The following is a 19,945-nucleotide window of genomic DNA, read 5'->3' as shown; positions in this document are numbered from 1 at the left end:
TGCGCCAGGTAGATATTTATAGGGTGCGTGTCGATGACCAAGTCGTCCATGCTCTGGCAGGTTCCGTCCCCCAACCTCCACCGACCCGACATCACTCCCTCAAGGAGAGCTACACCGTGTGCCACGAACGCAGAGAGGATCCTCAAGATGTAGGTAAATGAGCGCGGGGGCGGGGTGGTCACGCGGGGGCGGTGGCTGCCGGGGGTAGCCAGAACATGCCGGTGAAGGCGTCGCGGAGTACGGTCACTGGGTTGACGGCGTGCTTGATCGCGGTGGAGAGCACGCCGCGGATCAGGTAGCGGTCCTTGGCGCGGTCGAGGTGAGGCAGCCGTCCGGAGACCTTCTCCTGGATCTTGGACGGGCGCAGGTCGCGTTCGGCCTGGTTCGAGGTCGGCGGGATGCGCAGGTCGGTGGTGAAGCGCAGGAAGTCGTCCTCGCGCTCGCGGAGGGCCTGAAGCAGCAGGCGGGCCTTGCGGGCGCCGGGCCGGATGTCCTCCAGCGTGGCGGTGTGGGCCTGGCCGATGCGCACGGCGTGCCGCAGGCCCCTCAGTGCGACCTGCTTGATCCGCGCGGGCAGAGCCTGCTCACCGCGTCCCCGGGCCTGGTTAGCCCGGTGGATCAGCTCGCGCAGCTCGTCGGCGATCTGGGTGGGCCAGGCGTGTTCGGGGTAGAGCTCGACGGCGCCAGCCAGGTCCCGGAGCACGTGGGCCAGGCACAACTGGTTGTTGAGAGCGCCGAGTTGAGTGCTGTCGTAGTTCTGGTAGCGGTCATGGACGATGACCGCGTCGGGTTCCAGGTCGCGGTAGACGAACTGCCGGAAGGTCTTCATAAAGCGGTCGCCGAGCTGGAAGTGGGTGTAGAGCTCGGTGCAGGCGACGTGCAGGTAGCCCTTGGCTTCGACCTTGCCCTCGGCCGGGGTGGCCGGGCCGACCTTCAGCGGGGTCTCGTCGCAGCACAGCGGGAAGGCGAGGGTGATCAGGGTCCGGACGACGAAGTCGCAGGTCGCCAGCAGGGACGCGGCCCGCGCCAGCAGGGCGTGGATGAAGCCTATGGAGGGTTCGGCGCCGGTCAGCGCGGTGAGGATCTCGCGAACCCGGTGCACCGGCACGAAGTGCACGACCAGCAGGTAGACCGCGAACGCGCGCAGGCTGGGCCCGTACCCGCAGCGGCCGGATCCGGCGCCCCCGGGGCGCTCGGCGGTGTGGGTGCGGCCGCAGGAGCAGGCCACCGCGTGCTGGTCGTACTGGGTGACAGTCACCGTCACCAGCGGGATCTCGTGCTGCTGGTAGCGGTCGACCACGCCCAGGTCGACCGCATCGGACAGGTCCGCCCCGCAGGCGCATGCCCCCTGGGGGAAGCGGTCGAGCCGATCGTCGACCGCGTCGTCCTCGTGCCAGCGCAGCGCGGTGCCGGGCGCGCCCTTCTGCTTGCCCCTGCTGCGGCCACCCGGCTTGGCCCGGCGCTCCTTGCGTGGCGGGGTATTCCCGGGGCCGTCGTCCTTCGAGGGCAGCATCGAGGAGTTGGAGCTGTTGCGCGAGTGCAGATGCTGGAGCCTCGCCAGTTCCTGGGCCTGCTGCTCGAACTTGTCCATCAGGTCCGCGAGTTGCGTGGCCATGACGGCGATCTGCGCATCCCGACGGGCGATCACCACTGCCTGCTCATCGAACCGGGCTGCCTGACCACGTGCGAGCACGACCAGCTCGTCACGAGTCATCGACTCCAGCTCGGACACAGCAAGATCCAACCACACCGGACGACCGGCGCCTCACGCACCATGCACTCACGGACCGTCACATCACGGCAGCCACCGTCACGCTCCGATTACCTACTGAATGATTGCCTCGACAGGTCTCTGCTGGTCAAGATCGTCGTCGCGCCGGAGGCAGGCACCACACGGGACAGGATCATCCGCGCCACGAACAGTCAGACACAGCTACCCGCAGGGGCGCTGCGGGCTACGGAGTCCATCCAGAAGGATATCGAGGAGAGCCTTGCCCATGGTGGCGGCTACCACTATGAACGCCGGGCCGGCTACTACCGCAACCTCGGCTTTCCTCTCGACCAGGTCGTCAGCATGGCCCGATTGGCACGCGAGTTCACCGCCTTCACGCTTCGCGAACTGCACACGGCATTGCGGCACTCCAAAGCCCTGCTGCTGGACGACAAGCACTACATCCAGATCTTCTCCCCCAAGCACGACCTCGACCTCTACCGCCTCACGCTGGACGTGCATACCCGCCTGCGCCGCTTCCTGATCCAGTACGCCGAGGACCGGCCTTTGCTGGGAGAAACCGTCGAGAACTGGCTCTACGCACTCGCCGGCGTGTCGGCCTACGCCCTCACCCGGCTACGGCAGCCCACCACACGCGACCTCCTCAACATCGACCTCGACCATCTCGACACCGACCTCATGGAACGCATGACCGGGCTCCTCGACCAGAACTTCAAGTCCGCCCTGCGCAGCAACAAGGCCGGCGGCGTCGACCGAATCGCCCGCAGCCCTGAATTCACCAACCGGGTCCGCCAATCCGTCATCGCACAAAGCCGCTTCCACATCGAGCACTAGTCAGGGCGTGTCCGACGGGTCGCGAAGGTGCCGCCGCAACAGAGGTGGGAGGCCGGGTCGCTCCTGGCCGCCTTGGGAAGGTTCAATGCCCAGGTAATGAACTGGGCATAGATGCACGACTGCTGATTCGAGGTTGATCGCGTTCCCGAGCTCTTGGAGCGGGTGGAGCGCCAGGACGACACTGAAGCGTGGAAGGAGCTGGGTTGCCAGCTCGTCCTGGAGCATGACCTTGTTTCCCCGGCCAGTTTCGCCGCCATGCCGCGCCTCGCGCCAGGCAACCGCAAAGGCGCGTGCCCTGGCCGGGAAGATCATGGAACGCGCGGCCGGGCGGCACGGCTGCGATGATCTGCTGGCGGACTGCGCTGGCACGATCGCGGAGTTCCGTGAGGTGCTGGATCGGCACCTGCGGTCGCGGCCGGCTGAGTACCTCGTGTCCTTCCGTGCCTGCTCGCGGTCGAAGAGGAATACCACTGGGCGAATGCCCTGGAGGGCTTCACGGACACATCAATCACGTGGACTGTCCCCCTACGGGGTCTCACCGACATGCGGTCTCGGCTCACGCCACCGCCCTCCCCCGAACTGACCTCGCCGGGCCGCCCCAACAACCCGGCCGCTGCAGCCCCGGCACCAGCCAGCCTGGACGCGCAAGAGCCATCATGCACTGTCGCTGCCGCCGTCCACGTACCAGTCGCTGGCTGCCAGGGCTAACCGTGCTGGATACGTTCCGCGCCACCGACCGGACGGGGCCCACCTCCACAGCATGGAACTCACGCTCTGACCAGCGCAAACTCTGCATCCGCTATAGCGGTCTGCGTGAGAATGACATGGCCCTGCGTCACTCATGTCAGCAACAGGTGAGCACCACCCGTCAGCACCAACCACCAGGTCACTGAACCTGTACCACTGACACTCAGATGACGATGCCCAACTGACACTCCCCCGCAGACCATCAGCGTGCCGCCCTGTTGAGCTCGCGGCCCTGACGGAACATGTCGGTGATGAGGGCGTTCTCCCGGGGAGCGTCGGTGGTGGCCAGCGCCTTGGCCTGCCTTGGCCAGCTCTTCGCCACTGAGGTCGGCTTCGTCCCAGGTCTCAGGAATATCGAACAGGAAGCACTGTGCTGTGCTCATCGGCCACCTTGCCGGTCGTCCCGGTGCTCGTCAGTGTTCTGAGCAATCTTGTCGAGGGCCGCCAGTACACCGCCGCTCGGCGCCGTCCTGGCGCCTTGTGCTTGTCTCTTCACTTGGTACCCAGCCGTCCTCTCACGTATTGCCTCGATGCCGGGCCTGGCCGCGACACGGGGCGGGTGCGAACCCTGCGCGGGCGTCGCGCCCTCTGCCAGTGACTTCGTGTGCAAAGCCATCTTGTCCACAGCCTTCTGTTCACTTTCGGAAATATTGAGGGCCTGAGTCATCTGGATCTCCTGCTCTGGTGTTGATCGCGTTCTACACACGCTGCATGCCCACGCTTCGTTCAACCGGCCCGGCTGAAGAGTGCAACATCTCGCGCGAGGTGGTGAACCTACCGCCCCTCAATTTCATGTGCGGTGTGTGAATCTCCCCCGCCTCATCTCCCCCACCAGGGCTCGCGGACCGCTACGCCGTGCCGCTGTCGCTTCCGTGCTTGTTATCTGCGCCGCGTCAGGGTTGGCTTCCTGCGGCAAGAGCATCGCGATCAGTGACAACTCAAGCCCGGTTGCATCGGCGCCCGCATCGGAGGCGCCGTCCCGTCCAGCCGCGGGTAACACCGCACTGCAGGTGGTCGACACAACGGCTGCCAAGGACGGTAGGACCGGCACTGGGGGGCACGGTGGTCGGTGCCGTTCCGCAGGAGGTTCCGCCCAAGTGGGTCCAGCTGTCCGCGGTGACCTCGCCTCCGCTGAACTCACCTCACCTGATCAACATCAACCAGGCGGCGCTGTATCGCTTCGACAACGACACCGCGAGCCCATCGCAGAGCGCCTGCAATGACGATTGCGCCGGACAGTGGCCCCCGTGACGGTCGCAGAGGGCGGCAACGTCTATCTGGCCGGAGTGAACCCCAAGCAGATCGGGGCTATCCGACGCCAGGACGGCCGGATACAGGTTACGGTCGGCGGTTGGCCTGTCTATCACTATGCCGGTGACACCAGGCCCGGCGATCTCAACGGCCAGGGCATCGGCGGAACATGGTTCGCCGTAGGGCCGACAGGCGAGAAGGCCACAGATGAGAAGGTCGCAGTCTGAATAGTCGGCCGTGACGCTCGCGCTCCCGACCATCAGGGCGCCGGCTCGACCTCTCGTGCGCTCTTTCATTGGCAATGACGAGATCTTGGGACTGCCTCTCATCGCCGCCCACGCCCAGCTCGGCGGGCCGATCGTCCTCGTCTGGAGCAACCTCAATGTCCACAAGGCCGTAGATCTCGAGGAGTTCGTCGCTATCCGGGCCTGACTGACCATCTACTACCTGCCGCCCTACGCACCTGATCTCAAACCCGTCGAAGACATCCGGTCCCTACTGCGGCGCGGCTGGCTCTCCAACGTTGCCTTCACCACGCTGGAACACCTCATGCAACGAATCCGAAGCGGGCCTGCGGCGCATCCAGTACCGCAGCCACCACATAGACGGCTGCCTCACCGAACCGGGACTGACGATCAACCCCTAATCACCGCAGATGACATCACGAGTTCAACCACAGTAGGTAGCCATGTGAGGACTATGGCTACCTGACGCCGCCCATATCCACCCTGACTTGCCTCTGTCAGAGTCAGGCCAGTATTCTGCTGACTGCGGCTTGTCACAGTCAGGTGGGCGGCGGCATTGCCCGTTCTGCGAGCCAGCCGCGGCTTCGCCTTCAGGTGATGCCGTTTACGGGCTGCACCCCAGGCAGGAGATCTCACAATTCTGCGTGGTGGCAGCGCAGACGACGCCATGCCCAGCTATTGATCATCGGGCCAGCCGGATCCGGCCCATTATCAGGGCGCTCACCCAAGCATCTAGTCACGCTTCAGGTCATGGGGAGGGCCTGTCGAAAGCCGCCGAGCAGGGGGCGTTCGTGGCCGAGCTGAACCGCTGCCTGAAATGACCTGCTCGGGGTTCACGTTCTTGGAGGCTGCAGATGCATGGCACGTCACGGTCACCGAAGGCAAAGAAAGCCGTGACTGTCATCACCGCCGTTGGATCCCTGCCGGAAGCGCGCTCCGGGTTCCTGCTCCACCGGTTGGTCGCCGATCACGCTCAGACCTTGCTCGCGTATGCCGAGCGCCTACTGCGTGACCGTTACACGGCGGAGGACATCGTTCAGGAGACCTTGATCCGGGCTTGGGAACATACCGACAGGCTGTACGGCAACCAGGGGTCAGTTCGCGGTTGGCTGCTCACTGTTACTCGCAACCTGGTCATCGATGAGGTCCGAGGCGCCCGCCTTCGCCACGAGACGGTCGGTGCTGAACACCATGACGCGGCACAGGTCGACCACTCCGACGCCGTACTGACTTCCATCCAAGTGAGGGGTCTGCTGCGTCAGTTGTCCCAAGAACACCGAGAAGTACTGGTGCACACGTACCTATGGGGTAGGACCGTACAGGAGACGGCAGAGATCCTCGGAGTCCCGCTGTCGGCGGCGGCTGAATCCTGACCCAGTTTGGGCGGTCGAATCGTGACCCACCGGGTCTGGTTTCTGGTGTTCAGTCAGTGTCGTGTGTGGCGGTGGGGACGCGTCCGAGCTGGCGGCCGCGCATGCGATAGGAATCGCCTTTGAGGGAGTGGACCTCGGCGTGGTGGACGAGGCGGTCGATCATGGCTGCGGCCACGGTTTCGTCACCGAAGACCTCTCCCCAGCGTCCGAAGGGTTTGTTGCTCGTGACGATCACGCTCGCTCGCTCGTATCTGTTCGATATCAACTGGAAGAACAGGTTCGCAGCCTCGGCTTCGAAGGGGATGTAGCCGACCTCGTCGATCACGATCAGCGGATAGCGGCTGAGCTTGGTGAGCTCGGCCTGGAGGTGTCCGGCGTGATGGGCGGCGGCCAGGCGGTCGACCCATTCGGCGGCGGTGGCGAACGCGACGCGGTGGCCGGCCTGGCAGGCACGGACCGCCAGCCCAATCGCCACGTGTGTCTTCCCGGTTCCCGGCGGTCCGAGGAAAACGGTGTTCTCCTTCGCGGCGATGAAGTCCAACGTGCCCAGATGCGCGAGCTGTTGGCGAGTTATGCCGCGCAGATGGGTGACGTCGAGTTCCTCGATCGTTTTCATCGCGGGAAAGCGGGCGGCCCGGATGCGGGCCTCGCCGCCGTGGGACTCGCGTGCGGAAACCTCTCGCTGAAGGCAGGCGACCAGAAACTCGGTATGCGTCCAGGTCTCCTTCAAGGCGCGCTCGGCCAGTCGCTCGGCGGCGTCCAGTAGCGCCGGGGCCTTCATCGCCCGGGTCAGGAAGGACAGGTCGGCGGCGGTCTGACGGCCGGTTTGGGGTTTGCCGGGGCTGGCCTTGGTGGTGGTGGGTGACATCAGGAGACCTCCGGCTCGTCGTGTCCGCCGCCGCCCTCGATGAGAGTGAACATGCGGTCATAGGAGTCGAGTTGACGTTGTTCGACCTCGACGAGGTCAGCGGCGGTGGCGGCGCCTGTCTGTCGGGCGGCCAGGGCTCGGGAGGCTTGGTGATGGCGGTAGTCGCCGCGCAGGAGGGCCGCAGCGCGGGCATGGACGGGGTCGGTGATCGTCTGCTGTTTGGCCCAGCAGCGCGGGTGGCGGGCGACTTCCGCTCCGCCGGGGGTGAGGGTGACGATGACCTCGTCGGTGTCCGTGCAGACCTGGACTTTCTTACCGATGGCCAGGGGGTGCACGGAGTAGTCGCAGGTGTCGACGCGGATGTAGTGGTCGCGGCTGATGCGGGTGGCGAAGCGCCACCAGCGAGGCGGATCGACGGGCGGCAGGGCGAGCATCTGGGCCCGGTCGGCCTCCCACCGGTCGATCGGGCGGGCGCCCAGGGTGCGGTGCTGACGCCGGTTGGCGATGTTCAGCCAGGCGGTCAGCTGGGTGTTGAAGTCGTCCGGTCCGGTGAAGGTCCGGCCGGGCAGGAATGACGTTTCCAGGTAGCCGTTGGCCCTCTCCACCAGCCCTTTCGCCTCTGGATCACGAGGCCGGCAGAGATAGATTCTGGTGGCGATCAGGCCCGCGAACGCGGCGAAGTCGGTGGTCACCTTGCCGCGGCCGATGCCGGCCTCGTTGTCCCAGACCAGCATCCGTGGGACCGCGTTCCAGCAGGTCAGCAGTTTCCAGTGTCCGTCGATCAGGTCGCCGGTGGTTCGGGTGGGCAGCATCCGTGCTGCAATGATCCGCGAGTAGCCCGAGACCATCACGAGGACCGGCGGGCGTCCGCTCTGCCCATAGCCCAGCGGGATGTCGACCGGCGGGAACCACAGATCACACTGGGCCAGCTCGCCGGGCTGATACGTCGTGCGGGAGACCGGATCGACGGGCAGATAGGCCGGACGCAACTCGCGGACCCGATCCTTGAGAACCGTCATGCCCTTCTCCCAGCCGATCCGCTCGGCGATCACGGTCGTGGGCATGGTCGGAGTCTGCTTCAGCAATTCCCGGATCTGCGGCTCGACCGCGTCGACCGCTGAGCCCCTGACCGGCCGCGAGTACACCGGCGGCCGGTCGGTGGCCAGCGCCCGCTTCACAGTGTTCTTCGAGATACCCAGATGCCGGGCGATCGCCCTGATCGGCATCTGCTCGGCCCGGTGCAGCCTGCGGATCTCTGCCCAGTCCTCCACGGAAATCACCCTCTTCTCCTGACCTTCGATCAAGATCAGGTTGGTCGGAAGACCACGAGATGGGTCAGTTTTGATCCGCCGTCAGAGGGTCACGATTCACCCGTCGCCGACACCCGCCGGGCACAGTGAAGTCGCGGCAGCACTACGCCCTGAAGTCTCTGCACACCCGGGCTATCACTGCGGGCCGGTAACCAAGAGCATCCGCTTCCCTCCGCTCACCCACCGACCTTGCGGTCGGTATCCCTCCAGAGCCAGATCCAAGTCGGCTTTCACAGTTCCCGGCTGCATGGTCGGGCCGCACCCGCTGTGTAGCCCGGACTGAGCAACAGGACCGCCGACTGTGCTGGCGCCCCAGGGGCTCCAGCACCAGTCCAGCGCCACATATGGCCCCTGGGGTATGCCCCTGCAGAGCAGCCATCACGCCCTCACTCCGTGTGGCCAACATGCAAGGTCGAATCACCTGCCGGAGGTACGAAATGTGCAACATGAGACAGAGATGATCACGTGCATGCGGCACACACCCCCTAAGCTGCCAGAGTGCCCTGCGAGTGCCTCTTCAGTTGCGCAAGTCATAGGGCGCCGGTCCGGAAGCAGTGGTCAGCACCGCTCACGCCTTTGCCCTACCCCGCTCCACCTCCGCTGCGCTGTACTCCAACGCGTTTGGAGCAAATGCGATCTCGACCTCCTCGAGCGGCACCTCGTGGCCAGCGTCGCACACAACGTTTGCACTCAACGCTGCACTGCAGCTTTGATGGGTGAAGAGAAGTGGCGGCCCGGCCGGATCGAGGAGGTAGCGGTCGCCCCACTGAAGGAAGGCCAAAGCAACGGGAAGCAGGTCACGGCCCATTCCTGTGAGCACGTACTCGTTCCTGGTACGTCTACCAGGCTCCTGATAGGGGTGACGCTCCAGGACGCCGAGAGTCACAAGTTCACGCAGCCTCGAGGCAGCAACGGCCTCCGAAAGACCTGTCCGCTGTGCAAAGTCGTCGAAACGCCGAGTCCCGTACAACGCCTCCCGCACCAGCAGCATCGTGGAACGACTACCGATCGCGCTGACGGCACGTTCGAGTGAGCAACGGTCGGCGACCCAGCTGTCCCGGTCAGCTGCGGGTCCCTCCAAGTGAGCGGCTTCTATCGACATGGGTCAAGGCTAACCTTGGCCGGCATCAGCAATTTGCCTGATCGCCGAGAACCACCGTCTTGAGCTCCGCCGCACATACGCAGCGTGATCAGAAAGAGCGGTGTACGCCACCCCGTCTCCGGCCCCTGCACCGGGGTTCCATTCGTACTGCCGGCCGAGGCACGGTAGTCCAGTTTGCCCCCGCGGGTCGCCGCGTTACGACGAAGCTCGCGGGAAATCGTCGACGGAGCACTGCCCAGCCAGCGCCCTATCTCACGGACTCCGGCTCCTTGCGCCCTGAGGAGGGTTCCTTCTTCGCCTCTGCCAGGTCCTCCGCGAACTCCAGACACTCCTCGCGATCTGGGCCGGCGCCTACCCCAGCTGCCACCGCAACATACCCAGCTCTCGTCGACGGGGGTAAAGGGGAAACCGCCGCTCCTCCAGCATTGGTGACTTCGACCCAATAGGCGGCGAGGTCGTGGCGCAATTAGCCTGCGACCTGGCCAGGTGTCGTGAACTGGGCAAGTGGACTGGTAAGCAGCGATCGGCCGGGCGGGGCGTTGACGGCGGAGCAGGTGACCCGCATGCCGTCCGCGTCCGTGATCCTCAACTGGGCCCGGGATGAGGCTGCCTGATGGATGGCAGCCACCTGTGGCCAGCCGACAGGGACGTTACCAACCAGTTCGGCGCCCCAGGGGCACCGTCACAGACCTCACCACCAGTCTCGACGACCAGCGTCCAGGCCGATGCGGTGATCTTCAGGACGTTCTGATGGATCGTGTCAGTGACGGTCATGCTGGCGGAGTAGGACAGCCACCGTCCTCGCCGGGCCAGCCAGGCGACGAAGTCACGGGTGCCGCCCGGGAGCCCGCTCGGATCAGCGTCTGCCGCCCCCACCGATAGCGCGGAGGGATCTCTGAGCCAGGGCGAGATGGGCAGCCTCGATTGGTCGGCGCGGTGTTCGGGCCGGCGTTCCCCACGCTGAGCTGCGACCGGCTCCCCGGTCCCACTCGGGCCGTAATTGACGGCTCCCATCAACGAGTGTTGCGCGTAGGTCTTCTTCCAGGTCAGGCTCTGCGACCCGTTTGTCCGGAAGGTCGCGTGCCGGCCAACTCTCGGACATTTTAACTTTGCACTATCCGTACCACCGTGAGCGGTAGCACCGTCGACAACACGGTGATCATGGGGGCAGCCGATCGTGCCACCTCGGTCGACAACACACAACAGCGCCTTGTTTAGCGCGAATTGACGATCTTGGGTGTTCTGTTCCCCACTTATTAAAAGGAGTTCCCTTTGCCAACCCCAATCCCCCGAAGATCGAAGCTGATGGCTCTCGGGTCTGCCCTGGCGATCCTGACGGTCGTCCCGCCGTCGGGGGCCACCGCGTCGGCCACCGATCCCGGGACGACGACGCACATGTCGGATGCCGCTGGAGCCCGTCCCGATCGCTACGCACCGTCACTCTGATCACCGGGGACACCGTCACCGTCACCGCCGACGGCACCGAGACCAGACAGGTCAAGGGACCAGAAGGTGAAGGCATCGACTTCGAGATCAACAAGGTCGGAGAAGACACCTACGTCTATCCCGACTCCACCCTGCCGTACGTCTCCGCCGGGCTCCTCGACAAGAGTCTGTTCAATGTCACGCGGCTTCTCGCCGACGGCTACGACGACGCGCACACCAACCATCTCCCTCTGCTCGTCAGCTATACCGACAGCAACAGCAGCGCCGCCCGCGCCCAGGCACTCCCCGCCGGAGTCAAAAAAGTCCGCACCCTCAGCAGCATCCGGGGCGCCGCGCTGACCGAAAAGCGCGACCAAGCGGGCAACTTCTGGTCCGGGCTCACCGGCAGGACCGGTGCGCGAGGCACCGAACGCGCCATCGGCGGCCCCCGGCCTTCCTTCACCCATGGCATCGCCAAGGTCTGGCTGGACGGGAAGGTCGAGGCCGCGCTGGCCGACACCACCGCGCAGATCGGCGCCCCGGAGATATGGGAAGCAGGCAACACGGGTAAGGGCATCGACGTCGCGGTGCTGGACACCGGCGTGGACTCCGGTCACCCGGACCTGGCGGACCGCATCGCCGACGCGGCCAGTTTCGTGCCCGACGAGGGCGTTTTCGACGACTACTCAGGCCATGGCACGCACGTCGCCTCCACCATCGCCGGCACCGGCGCCGCCTCCGACGGCAAGGAGAAGGGCGTCGCCCCCGGCGCCACGCTCCACATCGGCAAGGTGCTCGGCACAACGTGCGATGTTCTCGGCTGCGGCGCCCACGGCAGGGAGTCGTGGATCCTGGCGGGCATGGAGTGGGCCGCCCGCGACCAGCACGCCAAGATCATCAATATGAGTCTCGGTGGCGCCCCCTCCAGCGGCGACGACCCGATGAGCCAAGCCGTCAACAGGCTCAGCGCGGAGACCGGCGCGCTCTTCGTGATCGCGGCAGGCAACAGCGGTGCCCCATACACCGTCGGCTCGCCCGGCGCCGCGGACGCCGCGCTCACCGTCGGCGCCGTGGACACCTCGGACCAGCTCGCCGACTTCTCCAGCCAGGGTCCGCGCGCAGGCGACTACGGGCTCAAGCCGGAACTCACCGCGCCGGGAGTCGACGTCCTCGCGGCACGTTCGCACCTCTCCGAGGGTGATGGCCACTACCGGACAATGAGCGGCACCTCGATGGCCGCCCCGCACGTCGCGGGAGCCGCCGCACTGCTCGCCGCAGCGCACCCGGACTGGACCGGCCAGCAACTCAAGGACGCCCTGATCAGCTCCGCCAAGGCCACCCCGCAGTACACCCCTTATGAGGCCGGCGCCGGCCGCCTGGACGTCGCGGCCGCTGTGCGGGACACGGTGTTCGCGACCGGCAGCGCCTACTCCGGCTACCACCTCTGGCCGCACCAACCCGGCGAGAAGGGCGACAAGACGGTGACCTACACCAACATCGCCGACGCCCCGGTCACACTCAATCTGGTCATCAACGCCCCTGATACACCCCAGAATCTATTCACCCTGTCCGCCACGCAGGTCACCGTGCCCGCGCACGGCACCAGCGAGGTCACGCTCACGGCCGACCTGGACCACGCCCCCCTGGACAGCCACTTCAGCGGCGTGATCAATGCCTTCGGCGCCGACGGAAAGGTCGTCGCCCACACCCTCATCGGGGTCGGCAAGGAGGCCGAGCGCTACAACCTCTCGGTCACCGCCAAGGACCGCGCCGGCAAGCCGCTCTCCGGGCAACTCACCGTGGCGGGAAGCAATATCTTCCACCAGTACGAGCTCGATGAGTCAGGCACGGTTGCCGTGCGGATGCCAGTCGGCACGTACGCCGTGTGGCTCAAGGCCGACGTGCAGGGCACGCACGGTCCACACTCCCTGGGCAAAGCCATGCTGAGCGCTCCTGAGATCATCTTGGACCGGGATCGCCAGGTGATGCTGGACGCCTCGGCGGCCCGTCAGGTCAAGGCCATCGTCCCGAAGGAGACAACCGACTCCGAGGTTCGCATGGACATCTACCGAGCCTTCGATTCCGACCACTTCACATCGGGCACTCTGGACCCCTCCACGCCCGGGTACGACAGCATGTGGGTGCTGCCCACCGGCAAGAAGGTCACCAAGGGGGACTTCGCCTTCGGCGTACGCTGGCGCAAGGAGGAGCCCGCACTGACGGTGGCCTCCGACAACCGGAGCTTCGACGACCTCAGGGTCCAGCGGGGCGCGGCACCGCTTCCCGATAGACGGATGACCCTCGGCACGATCCTCGCCGGGCAGGGCGCCGCGGCTGACTACGCCGGGCTCCAGGCTCAGGGCAAGATCGTCGTGGTTCGCCGCAACGACACGGTCACGTTGGGGGAACAGGCGGCCGCGGCCGCCCAGGCAGGTGCCCGGCTGCTGCTGGTCGTCAACGACGGAGTGGGCCGACTGCAACCCTGGCCCAGCGCGGTGCAGTCCTTCGCCTCTCCGCCGCCTGTCACGGTGGCCACCCTCACCCAGGACGAGGGCGAGGAGCTGATCGCCCGGATCCGGCACGGTAGGACCCCGCTGACCCTGGACTCCAGCCGCATCACGGACTACCTCTACGACCTTGTCCGTCACTACGAAGGCGCGGTACCCGCCGACCCGACCTACCGGCCGGAGAAGGACGACCTGGCCCGCGTTGACGTCTCCTTCCGCAATCACCGGCCAGACCGGGCGTCCGACTACCGCTCGGACATCTGGCAGGGAATCGCACAAAGCGCATCCTTCCTTCACGAGGCTCCCGCCCAGGGTGATCGCACCGACTGGGTCTCCGCCGACTCGGACATCCAGTGGCTGGAGCGGGCCCAGATCCCCGGTGAGGTCCAGGAGTCCTCCGCGACGCTCCGCTACAAGGCCGGCAGCACCAGCAGCCTCCACTGGTTCGGCCCGATCCAGCGCCCGCGCCTCGACAACCAGACAGGGGTACAGCGGCGAACCGACGACGAGATCTACGCCAATGTCCCGGGCTGGGGCGACTCCGGCGGCGGTCACGTGGGCACCACCTTGGGCAACCCGGGAGTCAACAATCTGGTGACGCTGTACCAGGGAGACACAACCCTGGGCCAGTACTACTCCGACTGGATCGCGGTCGCGGGACTCGACCCGAAGCGTCTTCCCTACCGGCTCGTCTCGGAGAACTCCCGGGGCTTTTGGGCGAACCCGTACTCCACCAGCACGCGAACCGAGTGGGGTTTCACTTCGGCGGCCGGTGAGCCCGGCACGACCGCGGTCCTGCCGTTGATCCAGCTCGACTACAAGGTCGACACCGACACCTCGGGCAAGGCACGCCGGAACGTCGAACTCGTGGTCACTCCCTCCCATCTCCCTGGAGGGCCGAGCTCCAAGGCCATCTGCGCCCTCACACTCGACATCTCCTACGACGACGGCGCCACCTGGCAGAAGGCATCCCTCACCCACCGCGGTGACGGATGGGAGACCACACTCCACGCCCCTGCCAAAACCGCGTACGCCACCCTGCGCACCTCCGCACACGACCGCCAGGGCAACAGTGTGACCCAGAGCATCACCCGGGCCTTCGGGCTGAAGTAGCCACTCTCAAGCCCGTCACCCGGGCGGGACTGCACACCGCGGCCCGCCCGGGTGTCGAGCCTGGATCCGGGCGGGGCCCAAGCGTTTAACCCGAATTCCGCCGGGACGCGCTCGCCGTCGCACCGCAGCATCCGCGCGAGTGCAGCGACGCGCCGCTCCCCCGCCCGGTGAAGGGCACTCAGGCCGGACAGCAAGGTCTCCAAGGGGGGCATGCGGGGTTGTTACATGCGCGGTGCCCAGAACTCGACTGGTCGCCGTACACACTGACTTCGACAACCACCAGGACGCCCGGCGCGCCATCCGCCGCGCGTACGGCCCCAGTTCCTCGGCGCACACGACGAATGAACCCTCGCCGCCGCCCGGATCGAGGAACCATGACGGGTCACCGAGCCGACCGCCGCACCAGCACAACACGTGCACAACGCACGGACGCGCGCCCTCGCGAAAAAGAGCGCCGCGCGGACATGGCACATCCAACCGGGCAACTGGGCGGCGCATTGCAACCTCGGGTACGAGCTGGACACCCCAGCGCAACATGACCGGATCTGGCTGGGGATCGCCGCTCGCGCTCGACCTGCGTGTTGGTGGCAAATGGGATGCACCACACTCCGCCAAACCCCGACTGCCCGATCGGTTTCGGAATCCGGCCGGCTCTGCAGCAGGTGTACAGCGGACTGGAGGAGCAGATGCAGCAAGAGCTGGCTCGCGCCACGATCGCTGACATGCTGCGGGATGTCCTCGCTCAGCAGAGATAGAAGCCCTACTCCGGCCAAACTCCCAACTTCCGTGACGCCCGTCGGTTCGGCTAATTCTCGGATCGGCGCACCACGTGGTCGTGCCAGGCCGCAATCAGCTTATGCAGGCGCTCGGCTCGGGTTTCCAGCCGAGCGTTTTGCGTGGGCGGCCGTTGCCCTCAGCGGAGACGCTGTCCGGCTGTGTCCAGCCAACGGCTCTGTCCCGTACTCGGTGGTTACGTTGGCGGAGGACGCAGGGGCGGAGCAGGGCCTCTGCCGTGCACCTCTCTCGTGATCCTCTTGGTCCGCGTATGGACTCCCTCGGTGCATCTGGTGGTGGGGAACCGCCGTTGTGGCGCGGTCGAGTTCGAGACCGTTCGCGAAGCAGGTGGGAAAGACCAGAGGCATAGGTGTGAGGAGAACAGCGAACTCCCGAACGAAGCGGGCTATCTCGGTCATCTCGGGGCAGGCTGCGGGCGCCGATCTGACGCTTGCGCTCACCGCAGACTAGGCCTTCAACGATCCGCAGGACCTGATCACCGCAGTACACAAGGTCTACACCGGGTCCAACGCTGCCACGACGTGCAGAACCAAACTTATCCTCGCACTCCATGACGGTCACACCTTCGGGCTCAGAAGTCCTTCAGGAGTGCCTGGCAGGCCGAATGAGCAATCCAGGTCTGGGCGCGATCAAACGGCCAGGCACGTTCGCCAACGAGCGTGATCCACGCATGCGGACCGAGGTAGAACAAGAGTAGGTCGATGGCCTTCGCGCGACTGACCTCGGCACGGAGTGCGTCGAGCCCAACGAGCCGATCGGCCACGCGCGTCAGGGCTTGGACGTAGTCGTCCGCCCCCCTGTCAAGAACCGCCTTAACGGCCGGTTCCCCGGGCGGGTTTCGATAGAAGAGCCCATGCACGAGCTCCCAGTGGCGTTCGTGCGTAAGCCGGGTGCCCTCGGCGGTCAACTCGATCACAGCACGTGGGTTGTCGCTGGCCTCAACTGCGGCAAGGGTGCTGGCAATAGCCGGGTCCGTGAGAGCCGGTTCTAGCAGGGCCGTCAGGATGCCCGGCTTGTTGCCCACGCTGCTGTACACGGTTGGCACGGCGACCTTTCCTGCCTCCGCGATCTCCCCGATGGTGACCCCGGCGTACCCGCGGGCCAGAAAGAGTGCGTGTGCGCTGCTCAGGATGGCTTCACGCGTGGCGGCTGCCGAGTTGGCGCGGCGGGGTGAGTTGTACTTCCGGGTGGTGGTCACCGTCGCATTCTACCTCCTCTACAGTAGGTGACCATATTGACAGTGCATCTATCTAATGAATATTGTCTCCTACATGACGATAGATTCCCTCAACGAGTCCACGGCGGTCATCGAGACCCGGCTTGCCCACGGGGTCCACCGCGTGGCTACCACCCTGCTGGCCGAGGCGGCCGTTCGCCCCTCGGTACCGCTCAGCGCACTGGCACAGTTGCGCAACTTCCTCGTCGTGAACCTGCGCCATCACCACGAGACCGAGGACGACGACCTGTGGCCGCGGATCGTCGCGGCAGCGCCGGCCACGGCACACGAGCTCGACGCACTGACCGAGGAGCACGAACGACTGGACGCCGCTCTCGACCGGCTGGCCGCCACGGACCTCGGCCATGGTGAGGGCGCCACGAGTGAGGGAATCCGGGCCGCGCTGCACGACGCGGCCGTCGCAGTACGTGACACGGTGCATGACCACCTGACCCATGAAGAGCCGATCCTCTTCCCCGCACTCCGCGACCACGTCAGCCCTGCGGAATGGAAGGACTTCGCGCAGCGGGTGATCTCGACCACGCCGCCCGTGGCCGGACACCTGATGGTCGGATTCCTCGATGAGGTCGGCACGCCCGCGGAGGTTGAACTGGTGCTCGCGGGCCTGCCGGAGCCGGTGCGCCCGTTGCTCCCCGCCATGCGTACCCAGGCAACAGACGATCTGAAGATCCTCCGCGGGACTGGCTCATGACCTCTGCCACGGTCAGGTGGCCGGATGCGGCAGACGCGGTGATCAGGGGTGACCTCACCGTTGCGGTCGCCTATGTCACCCCGGCCGGCGGTGCCGTGGTCACCAGTGTTTCGCCAGTAGGCCTCGGAGATCGGAGGGTGGGCCGTGTCGGCTTCACCACCTCGCTCGGTTTCCCGAAGAAACTCGAGCGCATCCTGCGGGATCCGCACGTGTCGCTCGCCTACCACACGCGCGAGCACGGCTTTGCCTCAAGTAACGCCTACGTACTCGCACAGGGCGCAGCATCGGTCGACCTGCGCCCGTCACCTGAGCGCCTGGCGGAGTTGATGCGGGCTTCCGAGCCGTTCCTCGGGGAGACCAAGCGCGGGCCGGTATGGGATTGGCTGCTGCGCGAGTATCACCAGGAGCGTGTTTTCGTCGACGTCGAAATCGAGCGTGTCACCGTCTGGCCCGATCTGGCGGCCCGGGATGCGATGACCGTCACTGGCGCCACCTGGCCAGAGGCGCCAATCGAGCAGAAGCCGCCGAAGAACGGCACGGGCCCGCGTGTCGAGGTCCCCGCGGTCGCGCGCCAGATCAGCGGACTGCCGCACCGGGTGCTCGCCTACCGAGGCGCGGACGGCTTCCCTGTGATTCTCCCCGTGAGGGTCACCGGGCACGACGATGCGGGGCTGCACCTTGATGTGCCCTCCGGACTGTTGCCGCCGGGCGGGCGGCGGGCCGGGTTCCTCGCCCATGCCTTCCAGCCTCAGTGTGTCGGGCTGGGCATGCGAACGCTCACCGGCTGGCTGACCGTCACCGATGAAGGCGCCCTCTACTCCCCCCATACCTCCAAGGGCCTGGCCGCGCCACCGTACAAGACTCTCCTGACGGTCTCGAATGGCCTGCTAGCCAAGTACGGGCTATGGCGTGCCCGTCGCGACGGCACGGCCGCCCGCCTACAGCATCTCGCCGCCCCCGGCCCAGTGGTCTAGTGCTGCTCCGCGCAAGTTCGTGGAGGGGTGTTGGGTCTGATCAGGCGGTCTTGAGTGGGCTGCCGTCATAGGTCCACCTGTACGGCTTCGCGGTCTCGTTGCGGCCGATGACGTAACTCTCCAGCTTGTCGATGAGGTCATCGCGGCTGGAGAAGTCACCGTGTCGCAGCACGCGGCGGGTCAGGACGGAGAAGAACAGCTCGATCTGGTTGAGCCAGGAGGCGTGCGGCGGGGTCCAGTGCACGTGCCAGCGCGGGTGGTCGGCGAGCCACGCCTTGGTGTGTTTGGCGGTGTGGGAGGAGCCGTTGTCCAGCACGACATGGATGTCCTGGCCTGGGACGATGGCCGTGTCGAGCTGGTCGAGGAAGGCAGTGAACGTCGCTGCGTCGTTGCGGGCAATGATCTCGGTGAGGACCTCGCCGGTGCGCACATCCAGGGCGGCGACCAGCGAGGCGGTGCCGTGGCGGCGGTACTCGAACTCCTCGCGAGCGGGCTCGCCCGGCCCGGCGGGACGACCGGGGTGGCGCCTGGCGCGGGCGGCGATCGCGGTCTTCTCGTCGATGGACAGCACCACCGCCCCTTCAGGCGGGTCGCGGTACAGGTCGCACACGTCCGCGACACGGTCCCAGAAGTCAGGGGGCGACACGGTCGGCGTCACCTTCACCGACTAGCCGGAAGACCCCCTTCCGGCATCCGCAGGTGCCGTCCGCACCTCAAGCGAGGACACGGCCGAGAAATCCGTGGATGTACCCGCTAATGGCATCCAGGTGTGTCTCCAGGGCAAAATGCCCGGCCGGCAGCAGATGGACTTCCGCGTCCGGCAGGTCGCGCACGAACGCCCGCGCGCCGTCTGGCCCGAAAATCTCGTCCCTCTCGCCCCAAACCGCGAGCGTCGGCACCTGGCTGGTGCGGAAGTAATCCTGCAGCTGCGGATAGCCGTCGATGTTGGTCGGGTAGTTACGGAACAGCGCCAACTGCACCTCGTCGTTGCCGGGTCGATCCAGCAAGGCCTGGTCGTGAAGCCAGTTGTCCGGACTGACCAGGCTCCTGTCGGTGGTGCCGTTCTGGTACTGCCAACGGGTGGTTTCTGCGGAGAACTTGGCCCGTGCGCCCGGCTCGGTGTCGGGCCCGGGAGCGGAGGCATAAGCGAAAAGGTCGTCCCAGAAGGGCTTGGCGAAGCCCTCCATGTAGGCGTTGCCGCTCTGCGAGACGATCGCGGTGACCTCGTAGGAGGGATTGAGAGCCAGCCGCCACCCGATGGGCGCACCGTAGTCGTGGACGTAGACCGCGAAGCGCTTGATGTCCAGGTGGTCGAGGAGTGCGGCGGTGATACGGGCGAGATTGTCGAAGGTGTAGTCGAATTCGTCGGCCCTGGGCATGGATGACTGGCCGTAGCCAATGTGATCAGTGGCGATCACGTGGTAGCGGTCGGCCAGTGCAGGGATGAGGTGGCGGAACATGTGTGAACTGGTGGGAAATCCGTGCAGGAGCAGGATGACTGGTGCGTCGTTGGGGCCGGCCTCGCGGTAGAAGACCTCTTGGCCGTCAATAGTCGCTGTGTTGTGGTGCGTAGGGAGCACGTCGACCTCCGGGAGCGCCAAAGCGCGGAATCTGCGTCAAAAAATCCGTCCGCAGGTGGCCCATTCGATACGGGTGGATGGGGCGGCCGTCACCGGAGACCGGGGACTCTTTCCCCTCACCGGCCTGCCATTTTTCGGCAGGCCGCTGCACGACGCCACCA

The 19,945-nt window shown here is 66.1% G+C and carries 16 protein-coding genes and 3 pseudogenes; 8 read left to right on the top strand and 11 right to left on the bottom strand.

Annotated features, from left to right (window positions below):
* Positions 1–178: 178 nt before the first annotated feature.
* Entirely contained in the window at positions 179–1,732 is a 1,554-nt protein-coding gene (locus tag OHA03_RS42040; protein ID WP_267009205.1) for an IS66 family transposase, read from the bottom strand.
* A gap of 42 nt (positions 1,733–1,774) precedes the next feature.
* Here OHA03_RS42040 and OHA03_RS42035 point away from each other — a divergent pair, with 42 nt between their 5' ends.
* Positions 1,775–2,566: an AIPR family protein gene (locus OHA03_RS42035; protein ID WP_267009204.1), complete on the top strand. Its 792-nt coding sequence runs from the start codon at positions 1,775–1,777 to the stop codon at positions 2,564–2,566.
* A 1,126-nt stretch (positions 2,567–3,692) separates the two neighbouring features.
* Here the strand turns inward: OHA03_RS42035 and OHA03_RS42030 are convergent.
* Positions 3,693–3,980, bottom strand: coding sequence for a hypothetical protein (locus OHA03_RS42030; RefSeq protein ID WP_267009203.1), 288 nt, complete (start codon positions 3,978–3,980; stop codon positions 3,693–3,695).
* A 188-nt stretch (positions 3,981–4,168) separates the two neighbouring features.
* Between OHA03_RS42030 and OHA03_RS47930 the strand changes: the two genes are divergently transcribed.
* The 4 genes and pseudogenes from OHA03_RS47930 (at position 4,169) to OHA03_RS42010 (ending at position 6,182) form a co-directional block, all read left to right on the top strand.
* Positions 4,169–4,564, top strand: coding sequence for a hypothetical protein (locus OHA03_RS47930; RefSeq protein WP_323181380.1), 396 nt, complete (start codon positions 4,169–4,171; stop codon positions 4,562–4,564).
* Complete coding sequence (locus OHA03_RS42020; protein WP_267009202.1) at positions 4,561–4,791, top strand: hypothetical protein; 231 nt, start codon at positions 4,561–4,563, stop codon at positions 4,789–4,791. Before OHA03_RS47930 ends, OHA03_RS42020 begins: the two co-directional genes overlap by 4 nt.
* A gap of 97 nt (positions 4,792–4,888) precedes the next feature.
* Positions 4,889–5,210 (top strand): annotated as a pseudogene (locus tag OHA03_RS42015) (transposase); the annotation flags it as partial.
* Positions 5,211–5,702: 492 nt separating this feature from the next.
* Positions 5,703–6,182, top strand: coding sequence for a sigma-70 family RNA polymerase sigma factor (locus OHA03_RS42010; protein ID WP_267009201.1), 480 nt, complete (start codon positions 5,703–5,705; stop codon positions 6,180–6,182).
* A 49-nt stretch (positions 6,183–6,231) separates the two neighbouring features.
* On the opposite strand, the gene istB is transcribed toward OHA03_RS42010, so the two are convergent.
* The 5 genes and pseudogenes from istB to OHA03_RS41985 form a co-directional block, all read right to left on the bottom strand.
* A complete protein-coding gene (gene istB, locus OHA03_RS42005) occupies positions 6,232–7,050 on the bottom strand; it encodes an IS21-like element helper ATPase IstB (protein ID WP_267009200.1) in 819 nt (272 codons plus the stop codon).
* Positions 7,050–8,330: an IS21 family transposase gene (gene istA, locus OHA03_RS42000; RefSeq protein ID WP_267009199.1), complete on the bottom strand. Its 1,281-nt coding sequence runs from the start codon at positions 8,328–8,330 to the stop codon at positions 7,050–7,052. The genes istB and istA overlap by 1 nt, the downstream gene beginning before the upstream one ends.
* A gap of 598 nt (positions 8,331–8,928) precedes the next feature.
* A complete protein-coding gene (locus OHA03_RS41995) occupies positions 8,929–9,462 on the bottom strand; it encodes a helix-turn-helix domain-containing protein (protein ID WP_267009198.1) in 534 nt (177 codons plus the stop codon).
* Between the two features lie 155 nt (positions 9,463–9,617).
* Positions 9,618–9,791, bottom strand: a pseudogene (locus tag OHA03_RS41990) (helix-turn-helix domain-containing protein); the annotation flags it as partial.
* Positions 9,792–10,889: 1,098 nt separating this feature from the next.
* A complete protein-coding gene (locus OHA03_RS41985) occupies positions 10,890–11,264 on the bottom strand; it encodes a hypothetical protein (RefSeq protein ID WP_267009197.1) in 375 nt (124 codons plus the stop codon).
* 210 nt (positions 11,265–11,474) lie between these two features.
* Between OHA03_RS41985 and OHA03_RS41980 the strand changes: the two genes are divergently transcribed.
* Complete coding sequence (locus OHA03_RS41980) at positions 11,475–14,507, top strand: S8 family serine peptidase (protein ID WP_267009196.1); 3,033 nt, start codon at positions 11,475–11,477, stop codon at positions 14,505–14,507.
* Positions 14,508–15,477: 970 nt separating this feature from the next.
* Here OHA03_RS41980 and OHA03_RS41975 read toward each other — a convergent pair.
* Together OHA03_RS41975 and OHA03_RS41970 are read right to left on the bottom strand one after the other, a co-directional pair.
* A pseudogene (locus tag OHA03_RS41975) lies at positions 15,478–15,712 on the bottom strand (ISL3 family transposase); the annotation flags it as partial.
* Between the two features lie 161 nt (positions 15,713–15,873).
* A complete protein-coding gene (locus tag OHA03_RS41970; RefSeq protein ID WP_267009195.1) occupies positions 15,874–16,500 on the bottom strand; it encodes a TetR/AcrR family transcriptional regulator in 627 nt (208 codons plus the stop codon).
* Between the two features lie 73 nt (positions 16,501–16,573).
* On the opposite strand from OHA03_RS41970, the gene OHA03_RS41965 reads away from it, so the two are divergent.
* The gene (locus OHA03_RS41965; protein WP_267009194.1) at positions 16,574–17,230 is read left to right on the top strand and encodes a hemerythrin domain-containing protein; all 657 of its coding nucleotides are present in this window, start codon (positions 16,574–16,576) and stop codon (positions 17,228–17,230) included.
* Positions 17,227–18,204: a hypothetical protein gene (locus tag OHA03_RS41960; protein ID WP_267009193.1), complete on the top strand. Its 978-nt coding sequence runs from the start codon at positions 17,227–17,229 to the stop codon at positions 18,202–18,204. Before OHA03_RS41965 ends, OHA03_RS41960 begins: the two co-directional genes overlap by 4 nt.
* Positions 18,205–18,244: 40 nt before the next feature.
* Here OHA03_RS41960 and OHA03_RS41955 read toward each other — a convergent pair whose 3' ends face one another.
* Complete coding sequence (locus OHA03_RS41955) at positions 18,245–18,850, bottom strand: IS630 family transposase (protein WP_267009192.1); 606 nt, start codon at positions 18,848–18,850, stop codon at positions 18,245–18,247.
* Positions 18,851–18,917: 67 nt separating this feature from the next.
* Entirely contained in the window at positions 18,918–19,784 is an 867-nt protein-coding gene (locus OHA03_RS41950) for an alpha/beta fold hydrolase (protein WP_267009656.1), read from the bottom strand.
* Positions 19,785–19,945: the final 161 nt, after the last annotated feature.

The organism is Streptomyces sp. NBC_00154, assembly GCF_026342835.1.
GTDB lineage: Bacteria > Actinomycetota > Actinomycetes > Streptomycetales > Streptomycetaceae > Streptomyces.
This window is presented reverse-complemented; position numbering and strand designations above follow the sequence as displayed.